12 protein-coding genes are annotated in these 15,904 nt (G+C 42.8%); 3 read left to right on the forward strand and 9 right to left on the reverse strand.

Annotation, left to right across the window (positions count from 1 at the left end):
* Window positions 1–3: 3 nt before the first annotated feature.
* Window positions 4–2,001: a urocanate hydratase gene (gene hutU, locus HMPREF1535_RS04555; protein ID WP_046145420.1), complete on the reverse strand. Its 1,998-nt coding sequence runs from the start codon at window positions 1,999–2,001 to the stop codon at window positions 4–6.
* Window positions 2,002–2,185: 184 nt separating this feature from the next.
* Window positions 2,186–5,209 (reverse strand): protein translocase subunit SecDF, encoded by a 3,024-nt coding sequence (secDF, locus tag HMPREF1535_RS04560; protein WP_046145421.1) that lies wholly within the window; start codon window positions 5,207–5,209, stop codon window positions 2,186–2,188.
* Between the two features lie 169 nt (window positions 5,210–5,378).
* Here secDF and HMPREF1535_RS04565 point away from each other — a divergent pair, with 169 nt between their 5' ends.
* Window positions 5,379–6,416 (forward strand): DUF4468 domain-containing protein, encoded by a 1,038-nt coding sequence (locus tag HMPREF1535_RS04565; RefSeq protein ID WP_046145422.1) that lies wholly within the window; start codon window positions 5,379–5,381, stop codon window positions 6,414–6,416.
* Window positions 6,404–6,976: a DUF4468 domain-containing protein gene (locus tag HMPREF1535_RS04570; protein ID WP_010801889.1), complete on the forward strand. Its 573-nt coding sequence runs from the start codon at window positions 6,404–6,406 to the stop codon at window positions 6,974–6,976. The genes HMPREF1535_RS04565 and HMPREF1535_RS04570 overlap by 13 nt, the downstream gene beginning before the upstream one ends.
* 58 nt (window positions 6,977–7,034) lie before the next feature.
* Here the strand turns inward: HMPREF1535_RS04570 and HMPREF1535_RS04575 are convergent, their stop codons facing one another.
* The 3 genes from HMPREF1535_RS04575 to HMPREF1535_RS04585 are packed head-to-tail and all read right to left on the reverse strand — an operon-like array spanning window position 7,035 to window position 9,716.
* Window positions 7,035–8,150: an endonuclease/exonuclease/phosphatase family protein gene (locus tag HMPREF1535_RS04575; protein WP_007655125.1), complete on the reverse strand. Its 1,116-nt coding sequence runs from the start codon at window positions 8,148–8,150 to the stop codon at window positions 7,035–7,037.
* Entirely contained in the window at window positions 8,147–9,025 is an 879-nt protein-coding gene (locus tag HMPREF1535_RS04580) for a rhomboid family intramembrane serine protease (RefSeq protein ID WP_044245943.1), read from the reverse strand. The genes HMPREF1535_RS04575 and HMPREF1535_RS04580 overlap by 4 nt, the downstream gene beginning before the upstream one ends.
* Window positions 9,006–9,716, reverse strand: a complete 711-nt coding sequence (locus HMPREF1535_RS04585) for a rhomboid family intramembrane serine protease (protein WP_007655129.1) — start codon at window positions 9,714–9,716, stop codon at window positions 9,006–9,008. Before HMPREF1535_RS04585 ends, HMPREF1535_RS04580 begins: the two co-directional genes overlap by 20 nt.
* 184 nt (window positions 9,717–9,900) lie before the next feature.
* Here HMPREF1535_RS04585 and HMPREF1535_RS04590 point away from each other — a divergent pair, with 184 nt between their 5' ends.
* Window positions 9,901–10,173 carry an HU family DNA-binding protein gene (locus HMPREF1535_RS04590; RefSeq protein ID WP_007655130.1) on the forward strand — a complete coding sequence of 91 codons (273 nt, stop codon included), beginning with the start codon at window positions 9,901–9,903 and terminating at the stop codon, window positions 10,171–10,173.
* Window positions 10,174–10,703: 530 nt separating this feature from the next.
* On the opposite strand, the gene HMPREF1535_RS04595 is transcribed toward HMPREF1535_RS04590, so the two are convergent.
* From HMPREF1535_RS04595 to HMPREF1535_RS04610, 4 genes are all read right to left on the reverse strand, one after another.
* Entirely contained in the window at window positions 10,704–11,669 is a 966-nt protein-coding gene (locus HMPREF1535_RS04595; RefSeq protein ID WP_046145423.1) for a FimB/Mfa2 family fimbrial subunit, read from the reverse strand.
* 306 nt (window positions 11,670–11,975) lie between these two features.
* A complete protein-coding gene (locus HMPREF1535_RS04600; protein ID WP_046145424.1) occupies window positions 11,976–13,781 on the reverse strand; it encodes an Mfa1 family fimbria major subunit in 1,806 nt (601 codons plus the stop codon).
* A gap of 37 nt (window positions 13,782–13,818) precedes the next feature.
* The gene (locus HMPREF1535_RS04605; RefSeq protein ID WP_010801884.1) at window positions 13,819–15,327 is read right to left on the reverse strand and encodes a DUF3868 domain-containing protein; all 1,509 of its coding nucleotides are present in this window, start codon (window positions 15,325–15,327) and stop codon (window positions 13,819–13,821) included.
* Window positions 15,328–15,334: 7 nt separating this feature from the next.
* A complete protein-coding gene (locus tag HMPREF1535_RS04610; protein ID WP_007655137.1) occupies window positions 15,335–15,901 on the reverse strand; it encodes a DUF3575 domain-containing protein in 567 nt (188 codons plus the stop codon).
* Window positions 15,902–15,904 lie beyond the last annotated feature (3 nt).

Below are 15,904 nucleotides of genomic sequence, written 5' to 3' on the forward strand. Positions count from 1 at the left end.
AATTCAGGTATTTAAAGAGGTCTTTATTGTTTTTCGTATCAATTCTTCCTCCGGAATATAAGGAAGAGTGATATGATACTGATTCTCATTATTCTTATTAAATGTTTCACTTGTTTCCAGAGCATGCCGGTTACGTGCCCAGGCACGGCGCGCCACACCGCCCATTACATCCCATAACATGGCGGAACGTAATATTTCATCAACACGGTTACTTCCGTCGAGAACCATACCGAATCCTCCGTTTATCGCTTTACCGATACCGACACCACCACCGTTATGAAGGGCTACCAGACTCATTCCGCGGGCTGCATTTCCGGCAAAGCACTGTACAGCCATATCGGCCATGACGTTACTACCGTCGTAGATATTGGACGTCTCCCGGAAAGGCGAGTCTGTCCCGCTGACATCATGGTGGTCACGTCCCAGCATCACCGGCCCGATCTCTCCGTCACGAACCATCTGATTGAAACGGAGCGCAATCTTCAGCCTGCCTTCGGCATCCTGATAAAGGATACGGGCCTGTGTGCCTACTACCAGATTGTTCTTTTCGGCATCGCGTATCCAGTTGTAGTTATCACGGTCCTGTCCCCGCCGGTCCGGATCGATACAATCCATGGCGGCATGGTCGGTTTTGACCAGGTCTTCTTTTTTCCCGCTCAGACAAACCCAGCGAAAAGGACCGTAGCCGTAATCAAATAATTCCGGTCCCATTATATCTTCCACATAAGACGGCCAGATAAAACCATCTTTCTCATCGATACCATTCCTGGATATATCTTTTACACCGGCATCATAAATCGCTTTCAGGAATGAATTGCCGTAATCGAAGAAATAGGCTCCGCCCTCGACCAACCGTTTTATCACTTCATAATGCCTGCGCAAAGAACGGTCCACCAGAGCACAAAACGTTTCCTGGTCTTCCGAAAGCAAACGCGTACGTTCTTCGAAAGAGATTCCTGCGGGACAGTATCCACCCTCATAAACAGCATGACACGAAGTCTGGTCGCTCAGCAAGTCGATAGGAATAGATTCCGATGCGGCATATTCCAACAGGTCTACAATATTCCCATGATAAGCAATCGAAAGAGGCTCTTTGGCACGGCAAGCATCCGTAGCCAGGCGAAAAGCCTCGGCCTCGTTATCTGTAACCAACTGAACCCATCCCTGCGAATGGCGTGTTTCTATTCGCGATCGATCCACTTCCGCCACAATGCAGGCAGCACCGGCAATAACAGCCGCTTTCGGCTGTGCCCCGCTCATTCCTCCTAACCCGGACGAGACGAAAAGATGTCCTCGCAAGTCCTTATTCTGCGGTATGCCGAGTTTAAGACGACCGGCATTCAGGAGCGTATTGAAGGTTCCATGTACAATACCTTGCGGTCCGATATACATCCACCCTCCGGCTGTCATCTGACCATAGTTGGCAACCCCCATCTGGGCTGCCACATGCCAGTCCTTCTGATTATCGAACATACCGACCATCATCGAATTGGTGATAATCACCCGGGGAGCATCCGGCCTGGAACGGAACAAACCGAGCGGATGGCCCGATTCAATCACCAGGGTCTGCTCCTGTGTCATGATCTCCAGATATTGTTTGATCAACCGGTATTGCATCCAGTTCTGACAGACCTGACCTGTCTCTCCATACGTCACCAACTCATAAGGATAGAGGGCAATGTCGAAACAGAGATTATTGTCAATCATTACCTGGAAAGCTTTTCCTTCCAGGCAGTTTCCTCGATAATCATCAATGGGACGTGCTTTCAGATCACCCTCCGGACGATAACGATACCCGTATATTCTTCCACGGGTACGAAGCTCTTCCATAAATTCAGGTGCTAATGTCTCATGAAGTTCTTTCGGAATGTACCTTAAGGCATTTTTCAATGCTGTTTCAGTTTGTGCAGACGTAAGGGAATAACCGCGATCGGGGGCGCGGCGGATACCGGCAACAAAAGAAGGATATGCCGGCAATTGGCTACCTAGATGTATATCCATAACTGATGACGTTTTAAAATAAACTTACAATTTGTCAGAATAAAACAATTGCAAGTGGCCTACAAGGTAGATATTTCCGTGCAACCGGACAATTTCGGCTATATGTTTAGAAGCATATTGTAAACAAGAAAAAAGGCCATCCCGCAATGAGATGGCCTTTTCATTATTTCATAAAAACTGTCTGTTACTTAGCAGCTTCGGCAGCTTTTTTGTTGATCTTTCTTTTCTGTATTTCGTATGCAATCGGAGTTGCAACGAACAGTGTAGAATATGTACCTACGATGATACCCAGCAAGATAGCGAACGTAAAGCTACGGATTGTGCTACCACCCAGGATAAAGATACAAAGTACTACAACCAATGTTGTCAATGATGTATTGAATGTACGAGACAACGTTGAGTTCAAAGCGTCATTGATCACCTGGTAACGATCGCGTTTCGGATACAGACCGATTGTTTCACGGATACGGTCGAATACAACCACGGTATCATTGATAGAGTAACCGATAATCGTCAGGATAGCCGCGATAAATGTCTGGTCGACTTCCATAGAGAACGGTAACACTTTCCATAATAAAGTATAGAAAGAGATGATACACAATGTTGTCACTGCTACTGAGGCAAATGCACCTACTGAGAACGACCAGTCACGGAAACGAAGCAGGATATAAGCTGCCATACAGAACATCGCGAAGATAACCGCCATGATAGCGCTGTTCTTGATGTCGTCGGCCATACTCGGTCCCACTTTCTGAGAACTCTGGATGTAAGTTGTTGTGAACTGATCCAATGTTGTTCCTTCCGGAAGCAGCGGTTTAACGCCTTCGAACAATAATGATTCGATTTCCTGGTCTACAGCAGGATCGGCATCGTCGATCTTATAGTTGGTAGAAACACGAACCTGATCCGGTGTACCGATCGTGATAACACTTACAGCACCATCCAGTTTTTCGTCCAGCATATTACGAACTTCATCCGTTTTTACATCCTGTGCAAAACGAACGATATAGTTACGTCCACCGGTGAAGTCGATACCGTTATTCAAACCGATCGTCATCATGGAGATCGCTCCCAAAAGAACGATACCGGCAGGAATCAGATAACCAGTCTTACGGGCACCCAGGAAGTTGATCTTCGGATTAGTCAACAGGTCTTTCGTGATAGATGTTACAAATGTTACATTCTTCAGTTTATCCTTAGCCAATAATGCTTCATAAACCATACGAGTCAGGAAGACCGCAGTAAGGAAAGAAGCAAACAGACCGATAATCATTGTAGTAGCGAAACCACGGATAGGACCTGTACCGAAGTAGAACAATACAACACCTGTAATGATAGATGTCAAGTTGGAGTCGAAGATAGCAGAGAACGCGTTACTGTAACCATCGGCAATAGCTTTGCTCAACGACTTACCGGCTCGAAGCTCTTCTTTTGTACGTTCATAGATCAACACGTTAGCATCGACTGCCATACCCAGTGTCAACACCATACCGGCGATACCCGGCAAAGTAAGTACAGCCTGGAAAGAAGCAAGGATACCCATCGTGAAGAAGATGTTCAATACCAATGCACCGTCTGCGATCAGACCCGGGATAATTCCGTAGAATGCACACATATAGATCATCAACAGGATCAATGCCAAAGCAAAGGAGATAACACCTGAGCTGATAGCTTCCTGACCCAGTGACGGACCGACAACGTCTTCCTGTACGATATGTACAGATGCAGCCATCTTACCTGATTTCAATACGTTAGCTAAGTCCTTCGCTTCTTCCGGAGTGAAGTGACCTGTAATCTGAGAACGTCCTCCGGTAATTTCGTCATTTACGTTTGGAGCGGAATAAACCATATCATCCAGAACGATAGCGATAGCTTTACCGATATTCTCTTTTGTCAAACGAGCCCATGCCTTAGCACCTTCTGCGTTCATGGCCATACTAACCTGCTGTTCTGAACGGCCAGCCTGCTGTACGAAGTCTGCATTAGCATCAGTTACTACGTCACCACCTAAAGCAGGCGTTCCGTCACGGTTAGTAACCTTGATAGCATATAATTCGAAAAATTGTTCTTTTTCGTCGATAGCCTTAACACCCCATTTCAAAGACAGGTTACGAGGTAACACGTCTTTCACCTGTTTCATTGCCAGGTATTCGTTAATCTTAGGAATGTCTCTTACGTTAGCCACACCAACGGCAGCACCACGACCTAACTGGCCGTTATACTGATTGATCTGTAACAAGGCAAACAACGGATGCTGTTTTGCAAATTCTTCCATCGACTGGTTAGCCTGAGCTTCCGGTTTATCCTGAGCGATCTGCTGTAACAGAGAATCAGCTTCGCTAGTAGCGGCAGCATTATCTGTAACAGTTTCCGTAGCAGTTGTTTCAGTACCATCGGCAGAAACAGTTTCTGTTTCAGTTACGGCTGCTTCGTCGTTATGTTCTTTCAAAACAGTAGCCAGTACATTGTCGGCAGCAACCAACTGTTGGTAAACTTCCGGCAACTGATAAGTTTCCCAAAATTCCAGGTTTGCACTGCCCTGTAACAATTTACGAACACGTTCCGGTTCTTTTACACCCGGAAGTTCCACCAGGATACGTCCTGCTGTTTCCAAACGCTGGATGTTAGGAGATACCACACCGAAACGGTCGATACGGGTACGCAATACGTTGAATGAATTATCGATAGCACTCTTCAGTTCGTCTTTTAATACTGAAACGACCTGAGCATCTGTGCTCTGCGGAGTAATTTTATCTTTCAACTCAAATGTACTGAAAATAGCAGACAAACGTGCGCCATTATCCAGGTTCTTGTACTCTTCTGCAAACAAGTCAATAAAGTCTTTCTGACTGGTTGCCTGGCGAGCATAAGCTAAATCCAAAGCCTTGTTGAAGTTCTCATCCTGGTTATTATTTGAAAGCGAACGGATTACATCTGCCACATTCAATTCCAGAACGACGTTCATACCGCCTTTCAGGTCAAGTCCTAAACTAATTTCCATTTCACGGCATTGCTTAAGCGTATAGCCCAGCCACACCTTCTGAGTAGATAATGAGTCCAAATAAAGACTCTCTTTCGACGGATCCCCTCCCGCATACTCAGCGGCTTTATTGTTGTAATATCTTGTTACAAATGAGAACGATAGATAGAACAAACATACAAGCGTAAGTAACACCGCGAAGACCCTTACAAATCCTTTGTTTTGCATTTGAATCTTGAGTTTATGTTATTACATTATTTATTTTCGTTTTTTCACAGGGTGCAAATATAGGCTTTTTTTCTTTGTCAAATAGTAATTAGATTAATTATTTGTCACTCTCTTAGTTAATTTCAAGTACAAATATATATCTTTGCCAGTAAAAAAACACAGATTGACCATGAAACAGCTATTATTATTCCTTTTATTTATTCCTTCCCTGCTTATGGCACAGGAAGATCAAAAGTATTTAGCCGGTGCTATCCCTGAAGAAGGAGGCAAAGTCGTATTTACCAAAGAGATAAATATGCCGTTGCTTTCGAAAGGGCAGATTTACGATATCATGTACCAATGGGCCGAAAAGTTCTTCAGCGAAGAAGGACGCCGACTGGTCTATTCTGACAAGGACAAAGGCGATATTGCAGCAGTAGGTGAAGAATACCTGGTATTCCAAAGCACAGCTTTATCATTGGACCGCACACTGATGGATTACCGCGTAACCATCGAATGCGAAGACAATGCAGCTAAAATTAAACTGGCCGGCATCCGCTACGAATACAATGTATCCTATCAGCGTGAACCTGAAAAGTACACAGCAGAAGAATGGATCACAGACAAATATGCACTGAACAAAAAGAAAGATAAACTGAATCGCGGTAACGGCAAGTTCCGTCGTAAAACAGTTGATTTTGCGGAAAATATGTTCCAGAGTGCCGATGCCGCATTCGGTATCCAGCCGGCCGGTACGGTAACACCTGCTTATGCCCTTACCCCTGCAACTCCGGTGCAACAGCAGCAACAAACAGTCAGACCGGCAGCTCCTGCCCAGCAAATCGCACAGGCTCCCGTCGGCAACAATACAGAGGTATGCCAGGGTTTATCCGCTTTCGAACCGGATAAAATCCCGTCTACCCTATTGAATATGCTGCCGGATAGCAGAATGCAGGTAACACCGGCAGATAAAGAGAATCTGATCGAGAGATATGCCACCTGGAAAGAAATGGGCAAGATGTTCGGAAAGAATATCGCTTCTATTTCTATCAGCCCGGAAAGTGAAGTCTACAAAGCAGTCAAAGATAACGACATCTACACGATCACTTTCACCAAAAAAGATGATACGGAAACCTGGTTCATGATTCAGTGCGTTAAGCAGGGCGAGTCAAGCGAAGGACAACAGAAAATCGTTATTGGAGAGATACTTAACGTATGGATCAGATAAATACAAAGATGATAAAGAAAACAATATTACTGCTATTGCTGATATGTCCCGTGCTTGCTATGGCACAGGGACATAAAGGCAGTGTAGAGTCGTGTGCCCCGATGAAAGAGGGGAAGGTTTGCTACAGCGACGAAGTAGACGTTGAAGGCGTAAAGAAAGGCGAATTGTTTAAAGCGATCGACAAATGGGCCAAGAAGAATTATGGGAAAGATGTTTTCCTGTCGAGTGTCAATTCCAACAAATCGAAAGGAACGATATTTATCAACTCCAAGGTCGAACTACTTCTGAACGATACGGATAAAACAATCGTCAAGTACAAGATGAGAATCTATTGCCACGACGAGAAATATAATGTAGAGCTGACGGATATTTCATATCAATACGATCCGAACAACGAAAAGAAATATAAGACCTATCCGGCCGAAAACGTTATTGCCAACAATGGGAAAAGCAATACGATCGCATTGATCAAAGACCCATTACTTTTCTGTAATGCGACCTTCTTTTTTGCAGAAAATTTATTTGCCGATGTGTTTAGTGCAGCAGATAATGACGAGTAAAAAATAAACAGACTATATATATTAATGTAAGGGGATTCCGGCAAGGGGTTCCCTTATTTTATTCTTCCAGGCTCAGATAGCACCATAACGGATAGTGGTCGGAATACCGTACCTTATCAATAGTGCAGTTCATGGATTTCATATTCTTTGAATGCAATATATTATCGATGCGAAACCAGAACATATTCTGATTATAGGTTATTCCCATCCCCTGTCCGGATTCGGCAAACGAATCGACTAAAGGTCCCTGTACCGTACGATGTGCATATGAAATCGGCGTATCATTAAAGTCACCGCAAACCAGGATGTAATCACCTTTTGCCTTTGAGATTTCTTCTGCGACGGCATCTGCCTGCCGGGCACGTATCTTAAAGGCCGGGCCCAGTTTTTGTTCAAGCGCACCTTTAATCCCATCGAAAGTATCCGTGCCGATATTTTTTATAAAAGCAGTATAGCGGCTCCGGTCCTCCATCGTCAATTTAAAAGATTCCAAATGATTATTGATCAAAGTCAGTTTCTTCCCATTCACATTCAACTCATGAATAGAAGAAGCATTGCTATCGCTTTTATATTTTATCTTCCGGCTGTTCGAGATCGGATATTTAGAAAAGACTGCTATCCCATAATCTGCATAACTAGTCTTATTTATAGGAATAACAGAACGATACGGATACATATCAAGTGCCTTATATACCTTCGAAGATGTCAGGTACTTGTCGGATTTACTCACGGCGTACTCCTGCAAACAGACAATATCGGCCCCCGAACCGGCAATATATTCGAGAATCTTATTAGGAGATTCCGTCGTATGGTTCAGGTAAGCAAAAGCCATTACATTATAAGTCAGCACCTTCAATACATTTTCTTTTGGAATATCTTTCGTCCGGCTATGATAAGGGAAATACTTTTTCACCGGTCCCCAGCAGATCAGGATAGAACATAATCCGATCAGCAGGAAACGCCATTCCCACAAAAACAGCCAATAGAGGATAAAACAAAGGTTCAGGACACATAAAATAGGGAAAACCAATCCCAGATAAGAAAAACTTAGGATAGTATCAGGAGAAACACGATCTGAATAAGCTGAAATAACAAACAGCACGACAATCAAAACATTGGCAAGAACGAACAATGATTTGAATAAAAGCTTCAGTGTTTTCAATCCTTCACTCATTTTTTACTTGCGTCAAATAATTGCCTTTTTTCATCGGCTGAAAGACTCTCATATCCGGAACGTTTCAATTTATCCAGAATAGCATCAAGGTCTGCCGATTCCCGGTGTTTACGGGCATTATATTCATAATCGGTTTCTGCACGTTTGTGCGTCACCTTCATTTTAGGTTTTCTCTTTCCGAGATTCACCACCCAATCCAACAGGCGATTCATCGGTGCCGTCAGGTCTTTCCCTTCCTTAATCCGCATGGCAAACCAGATACCGAATAATGCACCGCCAATATGGGCAATATGCCCACCGGCATTCTCGGAAGTAATAGCCAGCAGGTCGATCACAAAAGTGAAGAGTGCCAGATAGATCAACTTGATCCGTCCTATCAGGAACAGATTTATCTCCAGATCTTTCCGGTAGAACGATACGGCAAAAACTATTGCCATCACCGAAGCCGAAGCCCCCATCAGATAGCTTGAAGAAGCCACCGTCTGAAAATACGGAAAGATATTATAAGCAAGCATAAACAGTATTGCACCGGCAATACCTCCCAGCAGATACAATCCCCCCAACTGCCGTTCGCTGAAAAATGTCAGAAACAATCCACCAAACCAGTACAACCAAAGCATATTAAAAAGGATATGCAGGAAGTCGAAATGGGTGAACATATAAGTAATGACCGTCCACGGCCGGTACATCAGCAACTCCGGCGAAGAAGGCATCTGCAAATATTGCAAAAAGGATATTCCGGGGATATTAAAAAGGAGAAATATCACCCCCATCAACCGGATCAGGATGAAAAGCCCTACATTAATATATATGAGCTTTGCCAGTATATTTCCTGCCCGGAACGTATTCTTCAGATTAGTAAAAATACTTTCCATTGTCTGCATCTTTCTTTTTCCAGTAGCGAACCATAAAGAAGCCGAACAACATACCGCCTAAATGGGCGAAGTGTGCGACCGTATCTCCACCAAAACTGGAAACACCCATAAATAGTTCTGCCAGACCGTAAAACACAACAAAATATTTAGCTTTAATAGGTATCGGAATAAACATCAGGAACAACGGCACATTCGGGAACAGCATAGCAAACGCCAACAGGATACCGAACACTGAACCGGAAGCCCCTATCGTGATCATCATATTCAACGAGGGATCCATACGAACCAGTTCAAACAACGTCAGACCATTCGCACTGGCAAAAGATTGAACCGAATAGGCCCATACCAGTTCCTGTACGATACCGGCACCGATACCTGTCACGAGATAGAAGGTAAGGAAACGTTTCGGTCCCCACACATTTTCTAGTACACGTCCAAACATATACACCCCGAACATATTAAAAAAGACATGTGCAAAAGAGTGCGTATCGTGCATGAACATATAAGTAACAAACTGAAACGGGTAGAAATCTTTCACACCCGGAAAGTGCAATCCCAATAGTTGCACCAAATCAATCCCTACTTTCGGCAACACCAGACTGGCTACCCAGAATAGCAGGTTGATAATGATAAGGTTTTTTGTAACGGGCGGTATACTATTCAAGAACCCGGAGCCATTTTGATTCATCATACATATATCAATTTGCGGGCAAAGGTAAATATATTTTGATTGTTTTTCCTTCAAATAGTACTAAAACATAGTAAATCAATAAAAAAAACAGATTTTTTCTTTGCAGAATATCAAATTAAAACTACATTTGAACCGACTTTCAGGCTATCACAGATTTGTTTAATATATTAATTATCAATCCATCATGAACAAAACAGAATTTATCACAGCTGTAGCGGAAAAATCCGGTTTAAGTAAGGCTGATGCCAAGAAAGCAGTAGATGCTTTTGTTGAAACAGTATCCGACGAAATGAAAGCAGGAGGAAAAATTGCTCTTCTAGGTTTCGGTTCATTCTCCGTAACTGAAAAAGCAGCCCGCAAAGGCGTTAACCCAAAGACAAAACAACCCATTGAAATCGCAGCTCGCAAAGCCATCAAATTTAAACCCGGCGCAGAGTTAAACGACAAGGTTCAGTAAGAAACGGAATATTTTCATATTCGAAGAGGTGTTGCAAAAGTGTCATTTGTCAGTTTTACAACACCTTCTTTATTCTTTCATTGTTGGAATGTTGTTTTATCATATATTGTGATACAGTATTCGCATATATTATGATACTGCATTCTCATATATTATGATATTCTTTTCGCATAATATATGATAAAATAATTCCAGAGAACATCACTGCCCCCTGGAACCCACACTAGTATTAATATTAAACTTACCTGATTACACAGGTTAGTATTGTTATTCCGAACAAAACATGATTACGGGACTTCGGTCCCGTTTCATCTATCACATTACAAAGATCCTGCTTTTCAATCAATTATCATTGCATTTATGGTTCTCATGCCGCACCAGGCGACTCCAGAAAGCCTCTTTGTAAGCAACTGCTGTTATCTTAATTTCATTTTCCGCAACAACGAGAATACGTCAAACATATATACTCTCAATTTGCAGACCATCCGCTCCGCACAGCACGAATAGAGTAAATCAAATGAATTATGCGATCAAAGACCACCCTCATGCTGGAAATACCAGGTCCATCCGTTAATATTAATCTGAAGGACCAGCCAGGGATCGTTGTCGGCAAAGAAAAAGACGATCTTATATTCACTCTCCCGGTCGAGATATTCCTGAGCGCTCATATTATGCCCTTCGATTTTTGTCATCACCAGAAAATCGGTCAGATTGATATTGAATACCTTTTTACCTGTAGCCTTCTCTGTTACCACAAAACGGGCGTTACGGTTCGCAAGAAACCGCATCGTATTCAGTTCGACAATACCTGCTGCCAGATTCTTTTGTTCGATATGATAAGGACGGAAACTAAGATTATCATCTCCAAGCAGCGAATTATCGTGTGCCAGATAACCGTTGGATTCGATTATTTCATAGGTATAGGCATTCACATCTACCCCCCAGGAGTCTTCATTGCTTCCCTGAAAAACAAACCGTACTTTATTGGTATCTTTTATCAGGTTGATGATCTCCGTCTGATCGGTGGTACCGGTAAAGTCCACGTTATTAATCTCGCCATACCAAAGCGGCTCGAGTTCCTTATCGATGATAAGTGTTTCCTCACGTTTCAATTGTAGCTTCAGGTCAGTGATGGAGGAAACACCTGCCTGCAACGATGTTATATCATATGAATCATGTGCACCTGCCCATGCCATAAACTGGTATTGTCCGACAGGTAACTTAACTTCCATCAAATAACTGCCTGTTCCCAATGTACTCCCTTCCTCTGCTTGTTTAAACAGGAACTTGCCGTCTTTATCAAATACATAAAGCTCCACTTTATCCACCTGCGAATGGAATGCATCAGCAAATTCCATATTGTAATCATACTTAAACTTAACAAACAAACGGCACTCCAGCAGATCTTCGTTAAAGCTATCGCATGAAGTCATTATCAGGGAGCCGATAAGGACAAACCACATGGCTATGTGACGTAATAGGCTTTTTAGCTTCATATTTTTCAGTTTTCTAATTATTCTATATATAGAGGAAAAGATATTTCTTCTTTTCTCGTTATTTCCAATTCAATGGACAGAACTGCCTGTTCTGTCAAATACAAATCCCAGAGTTTTATCAAGTCTCCGGCAACTCTTTTGCTAAAAATAAAGGGGGTGTCACAAAAGTCTGTTTGTCATGGCGGACTTGATCCGCCAACTCATACTAGATTAAATACATTATTAATATGCGATCCCGGGACAAGCCCGGGATGACAGGATAGTGACTTTTGACACACCTCCTTTTATATTAAAAAGATTTCGTAATTATAAATCTATCTCTTGTCTATACCAAGTCCAAGGATTGATGCCAATTTCAACAGAGATGAAACTTTCTTCTTCTTCATCTTTCTTGCCTGGATCCGGTTCAGGAATAATCGGATAACCCGGAGTCTTTATATCCTTGATAGCAATGTCATATACAGAATTACGCACCACGCCAAACTCTCCGAGTTTATTGTTCGTGTTATCCGTATCATTATCATGCTTAATCATAATAACATGATAGCCTTCTCCTCCTTTGTAATAATATACATTTCCATAAGCGGCTGCTCCATGTGCTATAATTTCAGTTTGATAGAATTCTGTTGCAATTTTCTTCGCTCCATCCTCCACAGAAGCATAAGTTCCATCAGAAATTTTAGCATCAAACTGAACTTTGGTAGGAAGAGTAACAGGATCCACACCTGATACATTATATTTCACTAAAGAATCAATGTAAGCACCAAATGAATTGGTAACCGTAGTCTGAAGGTAATTATCCGGGTCTTTATCCTTATATTTTGACGTTAATTCCGCCTCAATGTACTTCTGTACCAATTTGTAAGAATAATACCCATTAGTACCAATCTGAATCCAGTCACTTCCAGATTTAACATTTCCTGAAGCATCCACATCGTCATCGCTGTTAGCAGCTGCTGTTCCGTCATAAACTCCGCCAGTATAATTATCGCCATTATCCGGAAGTAGCAACCCTTTAGGCTGACTTTCCACCTTCAACAAAACATGTGTAGTGTAGGCCTGGTAGTTATCATTTTCTTCCTGCGTATTCTCCAGGCAATACAAAGCCGGGATCTTAGAGGCATTAGAACCTGTAGAGTCGGCTGTTGCAGCTACCCAAGTCGATGGCGATACAGTAGCATGCGTATAATAATCATAATTATCCGTATATGGAGTGGTTGTTATATCCGCCATAGACGTTTTCTGCCCATCATAGTTCGGGTCTACCCTGTAAGAACCGAAATGCCATTTATCAAACGGAGTGATACAACCACGAGCCGTTGTTTCCAACCACGTCTTAGTTCTCTCAGACATCGGGTAATATTTTTTATTCGTCACATTTAATGTCCATCCGACAGTATTAATATCCAAGGTGGATTGCGGATAATTAACATCCGCAAACAAACGAACTTTTGCAGCTACACGGTCTACGGTAACTTTATAAGGTTTGCCTTCCGCCTCACCTGCAGTCGCATAAGTTACCAGATCATTATCTGTTACAGTAACCGAACCACCTGCATCTGTAACCGTTGTCGGTTCTAGCTTGCCTTTGGCATTGGTCATCATAAAGTTATTCTGATTTGTACCGCCGATAACTGCACCTACACTAGTCTTAGCAATAATTTTATTTACATCATCGAATGTACTGGCAGAAGCCACATTTGTTGTAAATTCAGTAGATGGATTTAATATGATCATAAAAGCTTTCGAATTCTTATCCACTTTAAAAGCCTTTGTCGGGGTTCCGTCAGGCTGTCCCGGAGTTCCTATTTCAGGCTCTCCCGTCCCCCATGACAATTTAGTCAACAATGCCGGATTATTCGATCCTGTAAGATGGCTATCAAAGAAAAGAGCCATCATTGTATTGACTTTCGATTCATCAGCCGTACCATTTTCCTGATCAGGATTATGCAAAGCCTTGGTAGTTGTCGTTGTCACAACATTCAGAGAAACCCAAGCATCACCTCCTGCTCCAGTACCGCCGCCGTCATCTCCACCATCCGGCAGATTTTCACTACACGCTGCAAACATAAAGGATGCAAGCGCAAACATAAAAAGATTCTTCTTTTTCATTTCACTCAATTTTAATTAGTAATTTTCACTCATTTATTTATCTAATTGTCTTCTCAATCTCAGCAATATTCGCCTTTTTCTTTGCCAACTCATCCAGATTATCTTTGGCAGCTTCCAGTCCTGAACCTGCGGCTGCTTTCAAATATTTTTCAGCTTGTTTATAGTCTCCTTTCAATAAAGCTACTACACCGCGTGAATTAATATATTCAGGTTCTTTTGAATCCACCTTATTCAGATAACGCTCGGCCGCAACCAGATCTTTACGCAAGATAGCTGCCGCTGCCGCATTCATATTGGCTATCTCATTTTCCGGGTACATCCGTACAGCCACTTCGAATACATCGACAAACTCCTGTGAGCCGGCCGGATAACTATTGGCAACCATGAACATTTCATTCAGGCTTAGGTTCTGCGGACGCGTTTTAATAACTTCCTTCGCTTCTTCCACATCAAAGTTCTTTACGTTAAAGTTGACTTTACAAACAGCAACACGCAGACGCGGATATACATTTCTCAGCAAATATTGATAAGGCATACCGCTCTGAAGCTGTTTCAACTTCGCTTTTCTTTCTGTTTCAAGCGGATAGTTATCAATGATAGCCAGCACCTCCTCCTTATAATCCATATCTCCGGCTTCCAGTGCTTTCACCAGACCGTCCCAGTTTTCACCCCCGAAAATGGTTTGATACTGATTCCTGCGGAAGTCATAACGGGAACCCAGATAGTCACGTAATGCCATCGCACGTCCTTCGGACAAACGCTTATTGTTAGCCAGCGAGCCTTCCGGAGAAGCATATCCTACAATATCCAGACTTTTAACTTCAACACTCGGATCCGACTTCAACTCATCGATCATCGTCCGTATCTTAGCCAGTTCCTGGGGATTATTCATATATTCAGGACGAATATCTACTTTATTCACCTCAAAATCCAGAAAACTTTCCACCTGTATATCACGGCGTTTAATTTCTTCGACTACCGGTTTAATAAAAGCCATATGCGGTACAATAGCGTAGGGTTCCGGTATATATTCCAGTGTTACTCTGTCTACAACCGGTTCCACTTTCATCAATAATGTCTCACCACAACCGCATTCATCTCGTTGAATATCCAGATGGGCATCAGCCATCCATGATTCATAAGGAAGGATATAACGATATTGAATCGTTTCGCTTGTCGGCCTATGCACTCGCTTAACAATATAAGGTTTTTCATAACCGGCTTTCTCCGCCGCATTCATCAGAGAAAGCGAACGTTCGTAAACCCGATATTCATCTCTCCCTTTCATTGTTACTTCAGGCAGATTACAACTCTTTTCTGAAGAAACCAGCTGCGGGATAAGGTCCACACCACGAGTCGATTTGACTTTCACTCCATTCAGGACGATGTCCATATCTATATAAAGAGAGTCTCCCACCTGTTCCAGCCGTACGGGATTTACCGTAATACTTCCTTCAAAAGAGCGCGACTGTGCCTTTACCTGAAGAACATTCAGACAGGTAAAAGCCAGCAGGCATATAATGAATTGTATATTTCTTTTCATCACTCTTCTTTTATTTAATCAGATAAATAATTGACAAAGCTGCTTTCGTCGGGCCGAAATAATTTCGTCCGGTATCTTTCAGTTTAGAGCCGCACTCCGCACAAGGATATTTTTCATATTCTATACGTGCATATCCCAGACCGACAGACGCTTCTATACTCCAACGTTTTTTCAATATCCAGGAATGCCCGACCGAAATACCGCCTCCATACAGATGTCCCTGATACCGGTTCTTTTGCATATTTTTGCTGAAAATACCCGGCAAGCCACCGACATTGAAGTCGGCATAATGTCCATGCAACCCTACGAACGTACGGTTGAAACTTTCGCAAAACCAGTAACGCACCTCCGGTTGTACGCCCCAGTGACGCAAGCGGCGGCCATTATCCGGTTTCCACGGGTTATAGTTGACAGGAATATCTAATGTCCATTTACGGGCCAGTCCAAATTCCAATCCCAAGTTCACCGTCGTCGTTGCATCATATAATAGATTGCTTTTGACTGCAATTTTCTGCGCTTTACTCTCGATGACCAGGCATCCGAGCATGAAGAACAGGAGTATAAAGGCTCTTTTCATCTA

The sequence above is a fragment of the Parabacteroides goldsteinii DSM 19448 = WAL 12034 genome, assembly GCF_000969835.1.
In the GTDB taxonomy this organism is placed as follows: Bacteria; Bacteroidota; Bacteroidia; order Bacteroidales; family Tannerellaceae; genus Parabacteroides; species Parabacteroides goldsteinii.